We start from the raw sequence: 18,472 nt of genomic DNA, 5'->3' as shown, positions 1-18,472 counted from the left end.
CCGGAACGAGAAGCTTTTTTTGGAATGCGTGTTCCATCAAGCTTTTGGCTTACGGTTGTGATGTTGTGTTGTTGTGTTTGCAATTGGTCTGTCTTTGCAGACCCTGGTAGCAAGGCTACCCCTTTTCACTTCCTGTACATTTACCCTGTCTGTCCATAGTGATTTAATGTAGCACCGCAACGCGCGGTGCTTTTTTTTGCCTTTTTACTGCCTTACTCGTCCAGCTCACCCAGCTGTTTCACGTCAGAGCGATTGATCTGCTGTTTGTTGCCCCACGCGTCCTTATACGAGATCATGCCAGTATCATTATCGGTTTGCGGTTTCCCGTCGGTGACGATGGTCCGCCCATCATTGGTATGCATCACATAGTTAGAGGAACAGGCGCTCAGGCCCAGTGTCAGCATACAGGCAGAGATAATCGCAGCGGCCTTAGTCATTTTCATTTTTCTCTCCTTACGGCTATTTATACTATTCGTGACTCGTTAAGTAATAGGTTAAAACACAAACCCAACACTTTTCAGCATAACCCTCTTTGCCCCATGTGGAGTCACATTCGGACAATTCCACAGGACGCAGAGGCCTTGTCACGCCCGGCAAATTGCGCGACGATCGCGGCATTGACACGAGGAATTCCATGAACGCATTCAACCCTGCGCACTTTCGCGCGCAGTTTCCGGCTCTGGCCGATGCCGGCGTCTATCTCGACAGCGCGGCGACGGCGCTCAAACCGCTGGCGGTGATCGACGCCAGCGACCAGTTTTATCGCCTGAGCGCCGGCAACGTCCACCGCAGTCAATTCGCCGCCGCCCAGCGGCTGACCGAGCGCTATGAGGCGTCCCGCGAGCGCGTGGCGGCGTGGCTGAACGCCCCCTCCGGCAAAGATATCGTCTGGACGCGGGGGACCACGGAGGCCATCAATATGGTGGCGCAGAGCTACGTCCGGCCGCGACTGCAGCCTGGCGATGAAATTATCGTCAGCGAAGCCGAGCATCATGCCAACCTCGTGCCCTGGCTGATGGTGGCCGGGCAGACCGGCGCCAGAGTGGTCAAGCTGCCGCTTGGCGCCGACCGGCTGCCGGATATCGCCAGCCTCGGCGCGCTCATCACCCCGCGCAGCCGGGTGCTAGCCATCGGGCAGATGTCCAACGTCACCGGCGGCTGCCCGGACCTGGCGCAGGCCATCCGCCTTGCTCACGCCGCCGGAATGGTGGTGATGGTCGATGGCGCCCAGGGGGCAGTGCATTTCCCCGCGGACGTGCAGGCGCTGGATATCGATTTTTACGCCTTTTCCGGCCATAAGCTGTATGGCCCGACCGGGATCGGCGCCCTGTACGGTAAAAGCGAACTGCTGGCGGCGATGTCGCCCTGGCTCGGCGGCGGGAAGATGATCGCCGAGGTCAGCTTTGACGGCTTTACGCCGCAGCCGGCGCCCTATGGCCTTGAGGCCGGTACGCCCAATGTCGCCGGGGTGATCGGCCTGAGCGCCGCGCTGGAGTGGCTGGCGCAGAGCGATATCGGCCAGGCGGAAAACTGGAGCCGCAGTCTGGCGAGCCTGGCGGAAGAGGCGCTGGCGAAACGGCCAGGCTTCCGCTCTTTCCGCTGCCAGCAGTCAAGCCTGCTCGCCTTTGAGTTCGACGGTATTCATCACAGCGATCTGGTGACGCTGCTGGCGGAGTCCGGCATTGCCCTGCGCGCCGGGCAACACTGCGCCCAGCCGCTGCTGGCGGCCTTAGGGGTCAGCGGCACGCTGCGGGCCTCTTTCGCCCCCTACAATACCCAAGACGATGTTGCGGCGCTGGTCCACGCGGTGGATCGCGCTCTGGAAATTCTGGTGGATTAATGACAACTCTGCATCCCTTCGGCACGACCATTACCGACGCCACGCTGCGCCAGACCTTTGCCCCGCTGAACCAGTGGGAGGATAAATATCGGCAGCTGATTTTATTGGGCAAAAAGCTGCCGACGCTGACCGATGAGCGCAAAGCGCAGGCCCGGGAGATTGCCGGGTGTGAAAACCGCGTCTGGCTGGGCTATGAGGAGGATGCCGAAGGCAGGCTGCACTTCTTTGGCGACAGCGAAGGACGGATTGTGCGCGGCATGCTGGCGGTGCTGTTGACCGCCATTGAAGGCAAAAGCGCCGCTGATCTGCTGGCGCAGGATCCGCTGGCGCTATTTGATGCGCTGGGGCTGCGCGGCCAGCTGAGCGCCTCGCGCAGCCAGGGGCTCAGCGCCCTGAGCGAAGCGGTGCTCGCCGCCGCCCGCGAGGTTGAGGTTTAAGCTCATCCCGGGGGCGGCGCTTGACGCGCCTTGCCCGGGCTACGGGTTCGTGCGGTTTTGTCGCCCGGACAGGTGCCTCCGGGGAATTGTCTTGTAGCCCGGGTAAGGCGCCTGCGCCGCGACCCGGGAATTTACGCCGTCTGCCGCTGCGCCTTCGCCAGCATTTTCTTCAGCGCATGGGATACCGCGACAAAGCCAAAGGTCGCGGTCACCATCGTCGCCGCGCCAAACCCGGATGCGCAGTCCATCCGCTTCGGCCCTTCCGCCGTGCTCTTCATCGCGCAGACGCTGCCGTCCGCCTGCGGGTAGACCAGCGCTTCGGTAGAGAAGACGCAGTCCACGCCGAGCTTGCCTTTGCTGTTTTTCACCACCCCAAACTGGCTTTTCAGCCGCTCGCGCAGTTTGGCCGCCAGCGGATCCTGGATGGTTTTCGCCAGATCGGCGACCTGGATTTGCGTCGGATCGATTTGTCCGCCCGCGCCGCCGGTGGTGACCAGCGGCACCTTATGGCGACGACAGTAAGCGATTAACGCCGCTTTCGGCCGGACGCTATCGATGGCGTCGATGACGTAGCTGAAGCCGGCGCCCAGGTATTCCGCCACGTTTTCCGGGGTCACGAAATCATCCACTACCGTCACCCGACACTCCGGGTTGATCAGGCGAATACGCTCCGCCATCACTTCGGCTTTCGCCAGCCCGACGTTGCCGCTGAGGGCGTGGATCTGCCGGTTGGTATTGGTGACGCAGACATCGTCCATATCGATAAGGGTGATCGCCCCGATGCCGGTTCGCGCCAGCGCTTCCGCCGCCCACGAGCCGACCCCGCCGATGCCGACCACGCAGACGTGGGCGTCGGCAAAACATTGCAGCGCTTTTTCACCATATAAACGTGCCGTACCGCCAAAACGCTGGCGCCAGGCATCGCTGATTACAACAGACATATAACCTCAGAATTAGTGGACATTCCCGGGTCGCGGCGCAATCGCCTTACCCGGGCTACCGTAGCCCCGGTAAGCGCAGCGCGACCGGGGAAAATGTGAGTACTACCCGCTAAAGACGTTGCCCGCGCCCGGGGCGTTTTTCAGCACCCATACGCGGCCGTAGTGGTTATACCAGCCGGCACGGTGGCCTGCGTCAGGCCCAATGCCCTGATAGATGTCGAAATGCTGGCCTTTGATGGCCCCGCCGACATCGAGGGCGACCATCAGTCGCAGTTCGTACTGGCCGTTAAACTTGCCGTTATTATCCAGCAGAGGCACCTCGGCCAGCAAGGTGGTTCCCGGCGGAATAATCGACCGGTCGGAGGCCACCGAGGCGCGGCCGATCAACGGCACGGCGCTGGCCCCTTTCACCGGCGCGAAAGACTGCGGTTTAAAGAACACGAACGACGGGTTCTGCTCCAGCAGCTCACGCACTTCCGCTTCGCTGTGCTTTTCACCCCACTCGCGGATCGCCTGCATCGACATATCTTCTTTCTTCACTTCCCCACGGTCGATCAGCACTTTGCCGATGCTGCGATAGGGCCAGCCGTTTTTCCCGGCATAGCTAAAGAAGTTGAGCGGCGAACCATCGCCAAAGTCGATATAACCGCTGCCCTGCACGTCCATGATGAAGTTATCCATCAGCGAGTTGCTGTACGCCAGCACATAGTTATCGCTCAGCGCGCCGGCATAAATGCTGGCGCGGGACGGCAGCTTGCCGCGCTTCGGCGGCATCCGGTAAATGGGGTACTGGAATTCGCCCTGGCGGGTGTGGCGCGCCTGCACCACCGGCGTGTAGTAGCCGGTAAACTGGACGTTGCCATAGTTGTCGGTGCCCTGCATCTGCCAGGCGTCGATGCCAAACTGGCGCAGCGTACGGGTGTCGCCGCCGGCGCGCAGCCACTCCTGCAGCGCGTTATAGACGTTGCTTTGGCTGTTATAGAGGCGCGGCGAAGCGTTACGAATTTGATTAACCTGCTCGGAGAAGTCGCCGGCATTGATCGGCGCCCCGACGGCATCCGGCTGGTTTACCAGTGAAAACGGCTGGGTGAACTTGCCATCGCTATATTGCTGACCGCGGTCGGTCGGTTTTGAGGAACAGGCGGCGAGCATGGCCAGCATTGCCCCCGTCGCTACATATTTTGCCCAACGTCCTTTCATGGTGTCTCATCTTTTGCTGCGAAGCCTTAGTGCGTGTTGAAGATAACAAAGCGCCGGGGCTATTGAAATGCGCGATCTCATCGATGGCACAGTTTTGTGTAAAAAAACACCACAACATGGCGTTTTATAAGCCAATTCTTACAAAAATGTCGATTTGGTCGAAAAAAGGTTGCATCATCTCGCTAGCGGAGTATAGTGCGCTTCCACGGACGCGGGGTGGAGCAGCCTGGTAGCTCGTCGGGCTCATAACCCGAAGGTCGTCAGTTCAAATCTGGCCCCCGCAACCAATTAAAATTTGATGAAGTAAAGCAGTACGGTGACGCGGGGTGGAGCAGCCTGGTAGCTCGTCGGGCTCATAACCCGAAGGTCGTCGGTTCAAATCCGGCCCCCGCAACCAATCAAATTTGACAATGTGAAGCAGTACGGTGACGCGGGGTGGAGCAGCCTGGTAGCTCGTCGGGCTCATAACCCGAAGGTCGTCGGTTCAAATCCGGCCCCCGCAACCAACATTACAAACACCCTCCAGGGTGTTTTTTTGTTTCTGCGCTCCGCGAATCTGCTACAGAATTCCGGAAACGGCGCAGCGCCGCTCCCCCACCTTCTCAGCCCTTCGGCAACACAATATTGCTCGCCGCCAGCATCCCCATTTCGTGATACATCGCGCAGGCCGCTTCCACGATCGGCATCGCCAGCGCCGCGCCGCTGCCTTCGCCCAGGCGCATCCCCATGTTGAGATACGGCTCCAGCTCCAGGTGCGCCAGCGCGATACGCGCCCCCTTCTCCGCCGAATAGTGCGACGGGATAAGATAGGGTTTCACCTGCGGCGCAATTCGGCACGCCGCCAGCGCCGCGGCGTAGGAGAGGAAGCCATCGAGCACCACCGGCAGACCGCAGGAGGCCGCGCCCAGCATTACCCCCGTCATCCCCAATAAATCAAAACCGCCCACTTTCGCCAGCACGTCCAGACCATCATGCGGATCGGGGCGGTTAACGGCGATGGCTCGTCGTACCACCTCAACTTTATTGCCAACCTTCGCCAACGGCAGATTAGCGCCAATGCCCACCACCTCCTGGGCATCGCTGCCGGTCAGGACGCTGACGATTGCCGCCGCCGGGGTGGTATTGGCCATTCCGAGCTCCCCGACGCCAAACAGCGTGACGCCATCCTGCGCCAGCCCCCGGGTATAGCGCATCACCTCCAGCAGCAGCTCTTCCGCCTGGCTGCGGCGCATTGCCGGACCGACGGCGATATTGCCGCAGCCGCGCGCCACGCGCATGTTGATGACGCCCGGTATCAGCTCGGCATCGATTCCAACATCAATCACGTGCATCTTCGCGCCCGCCTGCGCCGCCAGTACGCAAACGCCGGTTTTGCCCAGCGTCATATTCGCCGCCTGAATTGCGGTCACCGCTTTTGGCGAAATGGCGACCCCTTCGTCCCACACGCCGTGGTCGGCGCACATCACCAGCAGCGCCTTTTTTTTCACCTGCGGCACGCCGTCAAGACCGGGCATACCCGCCAGCTGCACGGCAAGATCTTCAAGGCGTCCAAGGCTGCCGGGCGGTTTCAGCAGACCATCAATATGAAGCCGGGCGCGCGCCATCGCGTTTTCATCAGGCGCCGGGATCGCGCCCAGTAGAGAGGTTAAGCTTTGCATAGAGGTTCTCGTCTTGTTGGCTGGCTCATGGCAGAGCCAGCAGGAAGAATAACGCCCGTTACGGCGCGCCTGGCCTATTTGATTTTTACGCCAATGCCCGACACCACCAGCCACACCTCGTCCGCCGCCGCCGCCAGGCGCTGGTTGACGCGCCCGGCGATATCGCGGAAATGGCGGGCAAGACGGTTTTCCGGCACAATCCCCATCCCTACCTCGTTGGTCACCAGCACCACGCGGGCCGGGCAGCGCTGGCAGGCGGCAATCAGTACCGCGATTTCGGCGTCGATCGCCCGCTCCATCGCCGCATAATCCCAGCCGTCCGGCGAGCTGTCGCCCCCCAGCGCAAACAGCAGGTTGGTCACCAGGGTGGTGATGCATTCCAGCAAAATCGCCTCCTCCGGGGCGATATCCGGGGTGATCAGCTCATCAAGCTGCTGCCAGCGCTCGGCGGTGCGCCAGTGCGCGGGCCTGCCGTCGCGGTGGTGCTGGATCCTCGCCGCCATCTCGTCATCAAAGACCTGCGAGGTGGCGATATACAGTACCTGCGGCGCATGGGCGATCAGCGCTTCGGCATGGCGGCTTTTACCGCTGCGCGCCCCGCCGGTCACTAAAGTCAGCATACGGGCTCCTGATGTTGACGCATGATGGCGTAGATTTTTTCGATATCGATATGCTGACGCATCGCGTCCGCCAGCAGATCGAACTGGCGCGATTTATACTGTGCATACTCGAAATCGCTATCCAGCGCCGCCAGCCCTTTACGCTGGCGCAGGCCGTTAACCAGCGCGCGGGTAAAGGCATCGCTATCGAACAGGCCGTGCAGATAGGTGCCAAACGCCAGGCCGTCATCGCTGACCGCGCCGTCCGCCACGCTCAGGCCGCCTTTATGTAATTGCATCAGCGAACGACAGCCGTCGCGCAGCTCGGTTTCGCCCATATGAATTTCGTAGCCGCTTACCGCCAGCCCCGCCGTTGCCGCCAGCCACGCCGGCAGCGCCGGAGCCAGAGTCGCCGTGACCTGGGTCGTCGTTTTGCTGTGCGCAAAGTGGGTGACGGTATTGAGCAACCCCAGCCCCGGCTGGGTGCCAAGCCCCGACTCCACCTCATCGATAATGGTTTCGCCGAGCATCTGATAGCCGCCGCAGATCCCCAGCACCGGTACGCCCTGACGCCGGGCCTGCAGTACCGCATGCGCCATGCCGCTCTCGCGAAGCCAGCCGAGGTCGCCGAGCGTATTTTTACTGCCCGGCAGGATCACCATATCCACGCCCGCCAGCTCCTGCGGCTGGCGAACATAGCGGACGCGGACGTCCGGCTGCGCCGCCAGCGCGTTGAAATCGGTAAAATTAGAGATGTGCGGCACCTGAATCACGGCAATCTCAATATCGCGCCTGTCGGTGCGCAGATATTTCCCTTTTTGCAGCGCGACGCCGTCCTCATCTTCAAGATCGACGTCCAGCCACGGCATGACGCCGAGCACCGGGACGCCGGTGAGCGCTTCTATCTGCTCGATCCCGGAATACAGCAGCGCCACGTCGCCGCGAAATTTATTAATAATCACGCCCTTGACCCGCGCGCGCTCGCGATCGTGCAGCAGCGCGAGCGTGCCGTAGATAGAGGCGAAGACGCCGCCGCGATCGATATCCGCCACGAGGATCACCGGGCACTGGGCCATCTCGGCCATGCCCATATTGACGATGTCGCGATCGCGCAGATTGATCTCCGCCGGACTTCCTGCCCCTTCCAGCACCAGCACATCATGTTCGGCGGCCAGGCTGTTATAAACCGCGAGGATCTGTTCCCGCAGGCGCGGTTTATATTCGTGATAGCTCACCGCGTCCATATCGGTCGCCACCTTGCCCATCAGCACCACCTGCGCTTTGCGGTCGCTGGTTGGCTTAAGCAGCACCGGGTTCATGCGCACATCCGGGATAATACCCGCCGCTTCGGCCTGGAAAATCTGCGCGCGGCCCATCTCTTTGCCATCCGGCGTGATACCGGAATTAAGCGCCATATTCTGCGATTTAAACGGCGCGGTGCGCTGCCCGTCCTGATAAAAGATGCGGCACAGCCCCGCGACCAGCACGCTTTTGCCGACGTCAGAAGCGGTGCCCTGTAACATAATTGCCAGCGTCATGACGCCTCCTTCATCGCGTTGCTTCGCATCCGCGTAAAAAATTCTTCTTCAGTTTTACACAACGGCAGCCCGAGCTGCGCGTGCAGTTTCACCAGCCACGGCTGGGTGAGCCCGGCCTGGGCCATCAGTTCGCTGCGGGCAAACACCTCCCCGGGTTCGCCGTGCGCCAGCACTTCGCCGCGGCGTAACACGTAAACCGCATCGCTGATTTCATAGATCAGATCGATATCGTGGCTGGAGATCGCCACGTGGTTGCCCCGATCGGCAATACGCTTAATGATGTCGATCATCTGAGCGCGTCCCGAAGGATCGAGACCCGCCGTCGGCTCGTCGAGCAGTAAATAGCGCGCCTGCAGCACCAGCGCGCCGGCTATCGCCACGCGCTTTTTCTGCCCGTGGCTCAGGCACTGAATCGGCTGGTGACGAAACCCCTGGGCATCGACGAGAGTCAGGGCATCGTCCACCCGGCGGGCAATTTCCTCTTCCGCTACGCCCAGGTTCCGCAGGCTAAAGGCGATATCGCTGTCGATATCGGTATAGAAAATCTGCTGGTCCGGGTCCTGGAAAACGGTCGCCACCTGCTGACGCAGCGCCAGCAGGCCGCGCTTGCTGTAGTCCAGCGGTTTTCCTTGCCATAGCACCGCCCCGCTCTGCGGGCGCAGCAGACCGCTCAGGTTCATAAACAGCGTGGATTTTCCGCAGCCGTTCGCCCCTACCAGTCCGGTCACGGCGTGATGGGAAAAATCCAGCGTCAGCCCCTTCAGCACCGGCTCGTCCTGATAGCGAAACCAGAGATCGGTCGTGGCAAGCATACTTATCCTTAAAGGTGAAAATCACCCTGATACAGTTTGATATCCAGCGTGGTGCTCATCTGCTGGTAGCGAATCATCACCCGGGTAAACAGCAGTCCTACCAGCATCGCCAGCGAACGATAGCCCTTCGGCACGCTACGGTAGCCAAAACGTAATGTTTGCGCACGGTGAATCGCCAGCGCTTCGTCTAACAGAATAAAAATAAAACGCCAGGTCAGCAGAATTTGCTCGGTCAGCAGCCGCGGCACCCGCCCGCGCTTGAGCAGCACAATAAGCTGCGGGAACGGCAGATTCAGCACCAGCCAGAAGGTGGACGCCAGCGCCGCCAGGCTGCGCCAGAAGGTCTGATTGGCGGTCGTCAGCCCCTCCGACGTGATGCCCAGCCAGACGCTGCCCAGCGGCAGGCTCACCAGCAGATCCTGCGGATTGCGGCTGACGCTAAACAGAATGGTCAGCACACCGATCAGCAGGAAGCCAAACGGCAGCGCCATCCAACGGCACCAGCGCCACGGCGAGACCCGCAGCAGCCAGCAGGTTAAGGCGGCAATCAGCGCCATTTCGATACCCTGCCCCAGCGGAGGCAGGGTAAAAGCCAGCACCATCAGCAGCAGCCAGAACAGGAACTTGCGCTCCGGTGCGACGTGAAACCAGCGGCTCTGATAGCTGAGTCGGTCAAACCCGGTCATCACGGCGCTGTCTGCCTTTGCTGTAGCCCAGAATATAGAAAATTACCGCCGCGCCGAGAGAGCCCTGGAGCGTAAACAGCAGGCTCTCAATTTCTCCGCTAGCCGGTTCGTACAGCGGCTGGAACCACGGCTCATAATGCGGCGCGACCACCTGAATCTGGCTCTCCGCCTCGCCGTCTGAACCGCCGAATTCGCCGCCGTGATCGACAAAGAACGGCAGGATCACCAGCGCCACCACCATGGCGAACAATATCAGCGTCTTTTTCATGTTAATGCCCCTGTGCGGTAATCAGCTGACGTTTGGTCAACTGGTCGTAGATCATGACGGTTAACAGTCCTTCAGCAATGGCGATCGGGATCTGCGTCAGGCAGAAGATCCCCATAAACTTGACGATCGATCCGGTCGCGCCGGCGGCGGGATCCGGAAAGGCCACGCCGAGCTGTACGGAGGTGACAAAGTAGGTCACCAGATCCGCCAGCATCGCGCAGAGAAACACCCCGACGTCGCGGCGAATGCCCGCGCGGCAGGCCATTTTCCACACCATATAGCCGACCACCGGCCCGATGACCGCCATCGACATCCCGTTCGCGCCGAGCGTCGTCAGCCCGCCGTGCGCCAGCAGCAGCGCCTGGAACAGCAGTACGATGGCGCCAAGGATCGCCACCACGCCAGGCCCGAAGAGAATCACCGCCAGGCCGACGCCGGTCGGGTGGGAACAGCTGCCGGTTACGGAAGGAATTTTCAGCGCCGAGAGGACAAAAATAAACGCCCCGCACAGCGCCAGCAGCACCTTCTGATTGTTATCTTCCTGCACAATGCGGCGCAGGCGCACCAGCCCGTACCACAGGCAGGGTAAAAACAGCAGCCACCATGCCAGGGCCCACATCGGCGGTAAAAACCCCTCCATGATGTGCATCGCGAAAGCCTTTTCGGGAACCACTATCAGCAATAGCGCCGCAGCTAACCCGCTGAAAGACAGCTGTTTTAGCTGTTGTTCACGTTTCATTCTGCATACTCCCACTGTTTATTGACCAGAATGGTCGAGAAATAGGGCAGCGGCTGGTCGTCGCTGACGTCATTGAGATGGCGCCAGCACTGCTCGCCCGGCAGCGTGGCTTCAGACATCATCAGCGCGGCATCCAGCAGACCGTTTTTCGCCAGCAGCGCTTTGATACGGGGAAACCGCCCGTACACTTTCATCAGCACCAGGCTTTCATGCTGGCGCAGCGCCTGCTCGATTTCCGTTTCCGGCGCGGTGCAGGAGATCACCGCCAGCGATTGCTGCTCCATGGCCAGCGGCGTTTTTGAACGCGCGGCAATGGCGGCAAAAGAGGTGACGCCGGGAACAATCTCCAGCCACTCCGGGCAGCCGATACGCTGGAGTAAGAACACCCAGGTGCTGAACAGCATGGCGTCGCCGAGGGTAATAAAGCCGACCTGCTTGCCCGCTTCCACTTCCTGAACCAGCGCGGCGGCAACCTCATCCCACACCGCCTCTTTTTCCGCGCTGTCGGCGCTCATCGGGAAATGGCAGCAGCGTACTTCGGTCCGTTCGCCGATATACTCGCGCACGATGGAGAGCGCGAGGCTGTCGCCGCCTTTACGTCCGGCGGGCGCGTAGAGAATGTCCAGCGTGCCCAGCACCCGCGCCGCGCGCACGGTGATCAGGTCGGCGGCGCCAGGGCCGGTACTTAAGGCATATAGTTTGCCGCTCATGCCGCCTCCTCCATTGCCAGGCTCAGCGCCTGCTGCAGGTGAGCGACGAACATTGCGCGCACCGCCGGATTCTCTCCCAGCCCGTTCAGCCAGGGCGTCGCCGTGATACCGGCGGCGTTGAACAGCGTTTTCCAGGAGTCCTCTTCGTCCGAGGCCATATCGTTAATGGCGTGATCGCCGGCCACCAGCATCAGCGGCATCAGGTGCACGCCCTTCACCCCCTGCTGGCGCAGGCTATCGATAAGAATATCGACTTCCGGATAGCTCTCGACCGCGCCGACCCGCGCCGGAAATCCCTTCGCCGTCATCATATGATCCAGACAGGCGTAGGCGGCGAAAGCGTGATGGCTGGCGCCGTGGCCCATAAAGACCACCGTTTCATCGGCAGCAAGCGGCGGCATCTGCTGGCGCAGCGCCTGCATCAGCTGGACATAATCGTTATGGCTGCTCAGCAGCGGCGCCCCCAGCGTCAGGCGGAGGAACAGCGGGCGCAGGCTTTGCACTTCGCGGACGATCTTTTCATACTCATCGCCGTTGATAATGTGCAGCGACTGAATCGCCACATCCTGGTAGCCCTGCTCGGCCAGCTTCTGCAATGCCTGCAGCGGCGTATCAATCTCAATACCGTCGCGCTGTTTGAGCTTGCGGATAATCATCCCGGAGGTGAAGGCGCGAAACGTGTCGCGGTCCGGACAGCTGGCCGCCAGCTCGCGCTCGCAGGCGACGATGTTCTTTTCACAGGTGTCGGGATAGCTGGTGCCAAAACTGACCACCAGAAGCGCTTTTTTCATTTCTGACTCCTTAAGCAGCGGCCAGCCAGCGCGATAAGCGCCGGGCAAAGGCAGCCTGACTTTCCAGTAACTCTTCACCCGTCACCAGCGGCGCCGGGCGCGTAATCACGATGCAGGGGATACCGGCATCCAGACAGGGTTGTACTTTTTCCTGATAGCCGCCTTCGGCCCCGGAGGCTTTGGTGATCACCACGTCGGCCCGGCACTGGCGGTAGAAAGCGGCGTTGAACGCGGCGCTGAACGGCCCGCACAGGGCGAAAATCTCGCCTACGCCAAACCCCAGCGCGGCGCATTGCGCGATGACATCGGCGACCGGCAACACCCGGGCCAGCAGCGTTTTATCACCTAATCCCGCCCGCCAGCGCGCCAGATCTTTACTTCCCGTGGTGAGCAGCACGCGCTGGCCGAAATGCCGCGCCACCTCGCAGGCTTGTTCAATGCTCTCCACGGTATAGAGCAGCGGATGCGTCAGGCCGCTCAGCTGCTCTGGGCGCTGATAGCGGCTCAGCAGCACGCCGGCGGTTTCACAGGCCCGGACGATATTGCGGCTTACCGCTTCGGCGTAGGGGTGCGAAGCATCGATCACCCAGCGGGTCCGGTTAGCCTTCAGCCAGGCGATCATCTCCTCCAGCTCGAGGCGCCCGCAGCGCACCTGGCCGCGAATATCCCCCGCCAGCTGCTGACCGGTGGGCGTCGCCACCGACAGGGTGTAGGGGACCTGCGCCGCGTCAAGCTGCTGACACAGCGCCCTCGCGTCGCTGGTTCCGCCCATCACCAGCACCTCGCCGTGGCTCACAGCACGTAGCCTCGCGGCGTGATCATCAGGCCATCCTGGATATACGTCGCTTTGTTGCCGACGATCACCAGGCTGGTCATATCGACCGGTGCAAAATCCATCTCCCCCAGGGTAGTCAGCCATTTCTCCTGTTTTTTACGTCCGGCGGATTTCACGACTCCCACCGGGGTCTGCGCGCTTTTACTGGCCGACAGCAGCTCAAAGGCGCGCGCCAGATGGCCCTCGCGGCCGCGGCTGCGCGGATTGTAAAAACAGATGACGAAGTCGGCTTCCCCGGCGGCGACAATGCGTTTTTCAATCACCGGCCACGGGGTCAGCAGGTCGCTGAGGCTGATATGGCAGAAGTCGTGCATCAGCGGCGCGCCCAGCAGCGAGGCGGCGGCAATGCTGGCGGTCATCCCCGGGATCAGGCGGACTTCCACATCCAGCTTCTGCTTGCTGACCAGTTCGAGCACCAGTCCGGCCATGCCGTAAATACCGGCATCGCCGCTGCTGATCAGCGCCACGTTATGCCCGGCCTGCGCCAGCTCAATCGCCGCCTGGCAGCGCTCAATCTCTTTGCACATTCCGGTTTTGATCACCTGCTTATCGCCGGTAAAGGCTTTCACCAGGTGCGTGTAGGTCTTATAGCCAACGACGATTTCCGCCGCCTGCAGCGCTTCAATGGCCTCCATGGTCATCATGGACTGCGAGCCAGGGCCGATTCCGATTACGCTTAACATCAGTGTGAAACTCCCAAAGTAATAGTGACGCCCTGTTCGCGCAGGGTTTCGCCTAACAGTTGCCCATGGCTCAGCAGCCAGGCCGCCGGACCGGATACGCTCCCCACGCCGACGGTTTTTCTGACGAACGATGAAGCGGGAAAGTGATGCTCATGCTCGCGCAGGGCATCAGCGGGAAAGGTTTCGAACGGTACGCGACAGCAGGAAGCCAGCTGAATCAGCCCCTGCTCGTGCTTCTTCAACGTGACGCTGCCGATAGCTTTCAGCGCCAGCGGATCCAGGCGCTGCGCCTCAAGCTGGCGCGCCAGCAGCGCCGCTAATAACGGGAATGGCGTATCGCGGCGGCAGCCAATTCCGGCGACCACCCGCTGCGGCACCAGCTTCCAGTGCGGCACGGCGATCGGCGGCAGTTCGTTGCGCAGCGTGACGCAGACCAGCGCATCCAGCTCGGGAAGCTGGTGCAGATCGGTCACGGTGATAAACCCCCGCCGGTCGCAGTGGCGGACGTCTTCATCCAGCTCTTCGTCCCACCACAGACCGACGCGCTGATGGCTGACCAGCATCTGGTTGACGGTTTTCACCGCCGCGCGGAAGTCGCTCATCCGGGCATTAAGCTGGAATGCCAGCGTATCCAGGGCCGCCAACTCGTTGACGTCGGTGGCGGTGGTGATCACCGGGTCGGCGCCGAGCATCCCGGCCAGATAGCGGCTGAGGGCATTCGCGCCCCCCGCATGGCCGGAAAGCAGGCTAATGACGTGCTGGCCACGTTCGTCGATCACCACCACGGCCGGATCGCTGAACTTATCATTGACCAGCGGGGCCAGCACGCGTACCGCGATCCCGGTGGCGCCGATGAAAATCAGCGCCGAATAGCTGCTGAAGGCCTCGCGCGCGGCGCTGGCAAAACCGTTTTCAAAGGGGAGAAAACCCTCTTCCAGCAGCTTCTCGCTGGTAAAGCAGGTTAACGGCAGCATCGCCGCCAGCCGTTTCGCCAGCCGAACGCCCCCTGGCGTCAGGCAGAAAAGTGCGATTGATTCAGGCTTTACGGTATTCATGGCTAAAGTCCGCCGCGTAGAGTTTTGAGTAGTGATACTCAGAGCCCAGGAAATTCCCGACCAGAATGAGCGCCGTTTTGCGGATCCCCGCCTCGCGTACCTTGTCGCCGATATCCGCCAGCGTACCGCGTACGGTCTGGCTTTCCGGCCAGGTCGCTTTATAGATCACCGCCACCGGCGTGGTTGCCGGATAGCCGCCTTCAATCAGGCGCTCCGCTACCCGGTGAATGCGCTGCACGGAAAGGTAAATCGCCATTGAAGTCTGGTGGCTGGCAAATGATTCAAGCTGCTCGCGCTCCGGCACCGGCGTGCGCCCTTCAAGGCGGGTGATGATCAGGCTCTGGGAGACTTCCGGCACGGTGTACTCGACGCCCAGCTCCGCCGCCGCGCCCAGAAACGCGCTGACGCCCGGCACTACCTGCCAGTCGATACCGCGTTTGGTCAGCTCTTCACCCTGCTCGCGGACCGAGCCATACAGCGACACGTCCCCGGTCTGTAAACGCACTACCGTTTTCCCGGCTTTAACGCCGGCTTCCATCAGGTCGAGAATTTGCTCCAGATGCAGTTCGGCGCTGTCGTGACACTCGGCGCCGGGCGGACAATACTCCAGCAGCTCGGTGTTTATCAGCGACCCGGCGTAGATCACCACCTGGGCCTGCTGCAGCAAGCGGTAGCCCTTGAGGGTAATTAGCTCACGGTCGCCCGGCCCTGCGCCAACGAACCACACACTACGGGGGTCAAATGTCTCAGCCATGGTTTTCTTCCTTCTGACAGGCGATAACAAAAACGGGATTATTCGGTTTGAAATAGTGGCCGCTGCCCAGCGCGGTCAGCGATGAAACGTTCAGCAGCAGGCAATCAATCTGTGTAATCCCCCGCTGCTGCAGATAGTCGAGAGCCGCGTTCAGGTTCTCCTGCAGGATAAAAGTCATCACCAGACGGCCGCCGGGATAGAGCTGCTGCCACGACCAGTCAATCAGTTCGTCGAGACGGCCGCCGCTGCCGCCCATAAAAATGGCGTCGGCCCGCTCGGTAATCACCATCGGCGCTTCACCGGGCAGGATCTCAATATTGCCGCAGGTGAAATGCTGGCGATTTTCGTCCAGCAGCCGGAGAGCCGCGGGGTTGCGTTCGATGGCGGTTACCTGCAAAGAGGGATACTGCAGCGCCGCCTCAATCGACACGCTGCCGGTACCGGCGCCGATATCAATCAGGTGGCTTGCCCGGTGCAGTTCAAGTTTGGCCAGCGCCAGCGCGCGAACCGCTTCTTTGGTCATCGGCACCTTCTCGCCGCGCAGAAAAAGCTCATCTTTCATCGAGGATCACCACCGCGTTCATCTCATATTCGGCATCGACCTCACTGACCGGTAGCCAGTGGATCCGCTCGTTATCCATCGCCAGATTTTCGCCAATCACCATCCAGCGATACCCTTTACCCCGCGCCGCCAGCTGGGCGGCGATTTCCCGCGGCCCGCAGCGCCCGTCGGTCACCATCGCCACCTTGCGCTGACGCGCCAGCTCATCAAAACAGACGTCTCGCCCGTGGCTGCTGGTCAGCCAGATATCGTTCATATCGATACCGGCCTTCGCGCAGAGATACTGCACCGCGCTGATGCCGGGAATAATGCGCACGCGATCGATGCCAAAGTGGGCTATCAGCCGCGTGCCGATCCCGTAAAAGAGCGGGTCGCCTGAGGCCAGCACCACCACCTTCTGCGCTGCGCGTTCGCCGAGCCAGACCAGCAGTTCGGCAATATTGGCGCCCAGCGCAAACCGTTCGCCGCGAAATCCGGGGAACTGCTGCAAATGCCGCTTACCGCCTACCAGCGCATCCGCACTGGCGACCGCATCTTGCGCCGCCGGCGTCATCAAATGCAGGCCTGACGGCCCCATGCCAACCACCGTTAACATGACATCTCCCGCGCAATCTCGGCCACCGGGCGATTGCTGCCGAGGACCTTGTTATCAAAGGAGAACATGATGGCGTCGCAGACGGGCGGCGTTTTGGTAAAACGCAGCATCTGCATCACCCGCAGGCAGATGCGTTCAGCAAGATGGTTATAGATAGGCTGAAAACCGTACGCGTCAATGTGCTCCATCGCCGCTTCGGTGGTATCGCATTCGCTCACCAGTTGCAGCAGCGCCAGCGGCGCCCCCAACAGCGCCAGATGCGCGACCAGCGTTTCCATGCGCGCATCGGCGATATGGCTGTGGGTATGGAAGATCCCGGCGGCGACTTTAATCAGCTTGCCGGGATGGCCAATCAGCACAATCTGACGGAACCCGAGGCGGACGGCCTCTTCAATCATGTAGCCGACGAAGTTGCTCATGGTGACCACCACCTGCGAGTCGATGCCCATCTGCTCGCGTACGAAGCGTTCACCGTGGTTGCCCGGCACCAGCACCACCCGTTCCAGCCCCGCCGCGCGCTTAATTTCCAGCTCCAGCGACAGCGAACGCTTCCAGCTCTCTTCCGACATCGGCGTCACGATACCGGTGGTGCCGATAATCGAGATGCCACCCAGGATCCCCAGCCGCGAGTTATAGGTTTTCTGCGCCCGCTCCTCGCCCTCCGGGGCGAAAATCTCTACCGTCGCCCCGCGCGACGGGCCTATCGCTTCGCGCACCGCCGACTCAATGGTGTGGCGCGGGGTGCGGTTTATCGCCGGGCTGCCGATAGGCAGGCCGATTCCTTTACGGGTGATGGTGCCGATACCTTCGCCGCCGCGCAGGGTTATCTCGCCGGAGTCGTCGAGCGTCACGCGAGCGAAAATCAGCATGCCGTGGGTGGCGTCAACGTCATCGCCGCCGTCTTTACGAATCGCGGCGATCGCCTGCTGCCCTTCGACGTGCGGCGATTCGACGTTAAGACACAGGGTGACGCCGGAAGGAGTCACGATGGAGATCTGATGAATGAGGTGCTGGCGCATCACCATCAGCGCCGCGACCTTTGCCGCCGCCGTCGCGCAGGATCCGGTGGTATAGCCTTTACGCAGCGCCTTGCCGTTGTGCCACACCGGGGCGTCGAAGGATTGCTCGCTCATCTCGCCCCCTGTAAGTGGTATAAAATGGCGTTGACGATAGCGGCGGCGACGTTGCTGCCGCCTTTACGACCCAGCGCGGCAATGCCCGGCAGGCCGCTCTGCGTCAGGGCGTCTTTCGACTCCGCCGCACCGACGAAGCCGACCGGCACGCCAATCACGCCGTTGACCGCGACATCATGCTCCAGCAGACGAAACAGCGCGGTGGGCGCATTGCCGAAAACAAACACCTTCTCGCCCTCTTCGGCAACCGCTATATCGACCGCCGCCATCGAGCGGGTCATCCCCTGCGCTTTGGCCTCCGCCACCACGCGCGGATCGCTGATATAGCAGCGGCACTCGCCGCCGAATTTCGCCAGCAGAGTTTTATTGATCCCGGAAAGGGCCATGGTGGTATCGGTATAAAGCGTGCAGGGCTGGCTCAGGGCGGCGCTTAAGCGAGGAAGCACGTCGGGAGAAAACCACAGGATATCCAGCCAGTCAAAATCGGCGGTGGTGTGGATCACCCGCTTGATAATGGCTTCGTGTAGCGGGCTGGCAAAGCGGTAGTCCGGGCGGGTCTGCGCAATAATGTCGCCAATAATGTCGAAGCTTTTCGCCTCAATCGCCTGCGGTTGCTGGATATAGTGCATTCATTTG

General features: G+C 61.3%; 22 protein-coding genes and 3 tRNA genes. 5 read left to right on the top strand and 20 right to left on the bottom strand.

Translation table 11 applies throughout. The features are described 5' to 3' along the window. Nucleotides 1–212 precede the first annotated feature (212 nt). Nucleotides 213–437, bottom strand: a complete 225-nt coding sequence (locus MKR05_RS10280; protein WP_002915549.1) for a YgdI/YgdR family lipoprotein — start codon at nt 435–437, stop codon at nt 213–215. A gap of 197 nt (nt 438–634) precedes the next feature. On the opposite strand from MKR05_RS10280, the gene csdA reads away from it, so the two are divergent. Beyond that, nucleotides 635–1,840 carry a cysteine desulfurase CsdA gene (gene csdA / locus MKR05_RS10275; RefSeq protein WP_060591983.1) on the top strand — a complete coding sequence of 402 codons (1,206 nt, stop codon included), beginning with the start codon at nt 635–637 and terminating at the stop codon, nt 1,838–1,840. Then, on the top strand, nt 1,840–2,277 hold the full coding sequence (gene csdE / locus MKR05_RS10270) for a cysteine desulfurase sulfur acceptor subunit CsdE (RefSeq protein ID WP_048298149.1): 438 nt from the start codon (nt 1,840–1,842) through the stop codon (nt 2,275–2,277). Before csdA ends, csdE begins: the two co-directional genes overlap by 1 nt. Nucleotides 2,278–2,408: 131 nt before the next feature. Here the strand turns inward: csdE and tcdA are convergent, their stop codons facing one another. Both tcdA and mltA read right to left on the bottom strand, forming a co-directional pair. Then, nucleotides 2,409–3,218 carry a tRNA cyclic N6-threonylcarbamoyladenosine(37) synthase TcdA gene (gene tcdA, locus MKR05_RS10265; RefSeq protein WP_064157660.1) on the bottom strand — a complete coding sequence of 270 codons (810 nt, stop codon included), beginning with the start codon at nt 3,216–3,218 and terminating at the stop codon, nt 2,409–2,411. A gap of 102 nt (nt 3,219–3,320) precedes the next feature. Beyond that, nucleotides 3,321–4,418, bottom strand: coding sequence for a murein transglycosylase A (mltA, locus tag MKR05_RS10260; RefSeq protein WP_008806279.1), 1,098 nt, complete (start codon nt 4,416–4,418; stop codon nt 3,321–3,323). A gap of 210 nt (nt 4,419–4,628) precedes the next feature. Here mltA and MKR05_RS10255 point away from each other — a divergent pair. From MKR05_RS10255 to MKR05_RS10245, 3 genes are all read left to right on the top strand, one after another. Continuing rightward, nucleotides 4,629–4,705, top strand: a tRNA-Met gene (locus tag MKR05_RS10255). 33 nt (nt 4,706–4,738) lie between these two features. Then, nucleotides 4,739–4,815: transfer RNA gene (locus tag MKR05_RS10250), tRNA-Met, on the top strand. 32 nt (nt 4,816–4,847) lie between these two features. Next, nucleotides 4,848–4,924: transfer RNA gene (locus tag MKR05_RS10245), tRNA-Met, on the top strand. A 96-nt stretch (nt 4,925–5,020) separates the two neighbouring features. On the opposite strand, the gene cobT is transcribed toward MKR05_RS10245, so the two are convergent. The 17 genes from cobT to MKR05_RS10160 form a co-directional block, all read right to left on the bottom strand. Beyond that, nucleotides 5,021–6,076: a nicotinate-nucleotide--dimethylbenzimidazole phosphoribosyltransferase gene (cobT, locus tag MKR05_RS10240; RefSeq protein ID WP_101867037.1), complete on the bottom strand. Its 1,056-nt coding sequence runs from the start codon at nt 6,074–6,076 to the stop codon at nt 5,021–5,023. Nucleotides 6,077–6,150: 74 nt separating this feature from the next. Beyond that, nucleotides 6,151–6,696, bottom strand: coding sequence for a bifunctional adenosylcobinamide kinase/adenosylcobinamide-phosphate guanylyltransferase (cobU, locus tag MKR05_RS10235; RefSeq protein ID WP_044524577.1), 546 nt, complete (start codon nt 6,694–6,696; stop codon nt 6,151–6,153). Beyond that, nucleotides 6,690–8,213, bottom strand: coding sequence for a cobyric acid synthase (locus tag MKR05_RS10230; protein ID WP_048298154.1), 1,524 nt, complete (start codon nt 8,211–8,213; stop codon nt 6,690–6,692). Before MKR05_RS10230 ends, cobU begins: the two co-directional genes overlap by 7 nt. Further along, the gene (locus tag MKR05_RS10225; RefSeq protein WP_004105088.1) at nt 8,210–9,025 is read right to left on the bottom strand and encodes an energy-coupling factor ABC transporter ATP-binding protein; all 816 of its coding nucleotides are present in this window, start codon (nt 9,023–9,025) and stop codon (nt 8,210–8,212) included. The genes MKR05_RS10230 and MKR05_RS10225 overlap by 4 nt, the downstream gene beginning before the upstream one ends. A gap of 8 nt (nt 9,026–9,033) precedes the next feature. Then, entirely contained in the window at nt 9,034–9,711 is a 678-nt protein-coding gene (locus tag MKR05_RS10220) for an energy-coupling factor ABC transporter transmembrane protein (protein WP_014839396.1), read from the bottom strand. Further along, entirely contained in the window at nt 9,698–9,979 is a 282-nt protein-coding gene (locus MKR05_RS10215; RefSeq protein WP_004105092.1) for an energy-coupling factor ABC transporter substrate-binding protein, read from the bottom strand. Before MKR05_RS10215 ends, MKR05_RS10220 begins: the two co-directional genes overlap by 14 nt. Before the next feature lies 1 nt (nt 9,980). Further along, nucleotides 9,981–10,718 (bottom strand): cobalt ECF transporter S component CbiM, encoded by a 738-nt coding sequence (gene cbiM, locus MKR05_RS10210; protein ID WP_086075071.1) that lies wholly within the window; start codon nt 10,716–10,718, stop codon nt 9,981–9,983. After that, nucleotides 10,715–11,428, bottom strand: coding sequence for a cobalt-factor II C(20)-methyltransferase (locus MKR05_RS10205; protein ID WP_004105097.1), 714 nt, complete (start codon nt 11,426–11,428; stop codon nt 10,715–10,717). Before MKR05_RS10205 ends, cbiM begins: the two co-directional genes overlap by 4 nt. Then, nucleotides 11,425–12,219, bottom strand: coding sequence for a sirohydrochlorin cobaltochelatase (gene cbiK, locus MKR05_RS10200; RefSeq protein WP_004105099.1), 795 nt, complete (start codon nt 12,217–12,219; stop codon nt 11,425–11,427). Before cbiK ends, MKR05_RS10205 begins: the two co-directional genes overlap by 4 nt. 10 nt (nt 12,220–12,229) lie before the next feature. Then, on the bottom strand, nt 12,230–13,015 hold the full coding sequence (locus MKR05_RS10195) for a cobalt-precorrin-6A reductase (RefSeq protein ID WP_101866648.1): 786 nt from the start codon (nt 13,013–13,015) through the stop codon (nt 12,230–12,232). Beyond that, nucleotides 13,012–13,737: a precorrin-3B C(17)-methyltransferase gene (locus MKR05_RS10190; RefSeq protein WP_004105101.1), complete on the bottom strand. Its 726-nt coding sequence runs from the start codon at nt 13,735–13,737 to the stop codon at nt 13,012–13,014. The genes MKR05_RS10195 and MKR05_RS10190 overlap by 4 nt, the downstream gene beginning before the upstream one ends. After that, nucleotides 13,737–14,792, bottom strand: a complete 1,056-nt coding sequence (gene cbiG / locus MKR05_RS10185) for a cobalt-precorrin 5A hydrolase (RefSeq protein WP_023321549.1) — start codon at nt 14,790–14,792, stop codon at nt 13,737–13,739. The genes MKR05_RS10190 and cbiG overlap by 1 nt, the downstream gene beginning before the upstream one ends. Further along, on the bottom strand, nt 14,773–15,546 hold the full coding sequence (locus MKR05_RS10180) for a cobalt-precorrin-4 methyltransferase (RefSeq protein ID WP_023321550.1): 774 nt from the start codon (nt 15,544–15,546) through the stop codon (nt 14,773–14,775). Before MKR05_RS10180 ends, cbiG begins: the two co-directional genes overlap by 20 nt. Next, complete coding sequence (locus MKR05_RS10175; protein WP_004105104.1) at nt 15,539–16,108, bottom strand: decarboxylating cobalt-precorrin-6B (C(15))-methyltransferase; 570 nt, start codon at nt 16,106–16,108, stop codon at nt 15,539–15,541. The genes MKR05_RS10180 and MKR05_RS10175 overlap by 8 nt, the downstream gene beginning before the upstream one ends. Next, entirely contained in the window at nt 16,098–16,703 is a 606-nt protein-coding gene (locus MKR05_RS10170) for a cobalt-precorrin-7 (C(5))-methyltransferase (protein ID WP_004114996.1), read from the bottom strand. Before MKR05_RS10170 ends, MKR05_RS10175 begins: the two co-directional genes overlap by 11 nt. Then, nucleotides 16,697–17,836: a cobalt-precorrin-5B (C(1))-methyltransferase CbiD gene (gene cbiD / locus MKR05_RS10165; RefSeq protein ID WP_047720718.1), complete on the bottom strand. Its 1,140-nt coding sequence runs from the start codon at nt 17,834–17,836 to the stop codon at nt 16,697–16,699. The genes MKR05_RS10170 and cbiD overlap by 7 nt, the downstream gene beginning before the upstream one ends. Beyond that, on the bottom strand, nt 17,833–18,465 hold the full coding sequence (locus MKR05_RS10160; protein WP_004105109.1) for a cobalt-precorrin-8 methylmutase: 633 nt from the start codon (nt 18,463–18,465) through the stop codon (nt 17,833–17,835). The genes cbiD and MKR05_RS10160 overlap by 4 nt, the downstream gene beginning before the upstream one ends. Nucleotides 18,466–18,472: the final 7 nt, after the last annotated feature.

The organism is Klebsiella sp. K5-204, from assembly GCF_030128585.1.
GTDB lineage: Bacteria > Pseudomonadota > Gammaproteobacteria > Enterobacterales > Enterobacteriaceae > Klebsiella > Klebsiella quasipneumoniae.
Note: the sequence above shows the minus strand (reverse complement) of the source record. Positions and strands in the feature narration are given on the sequence as shown.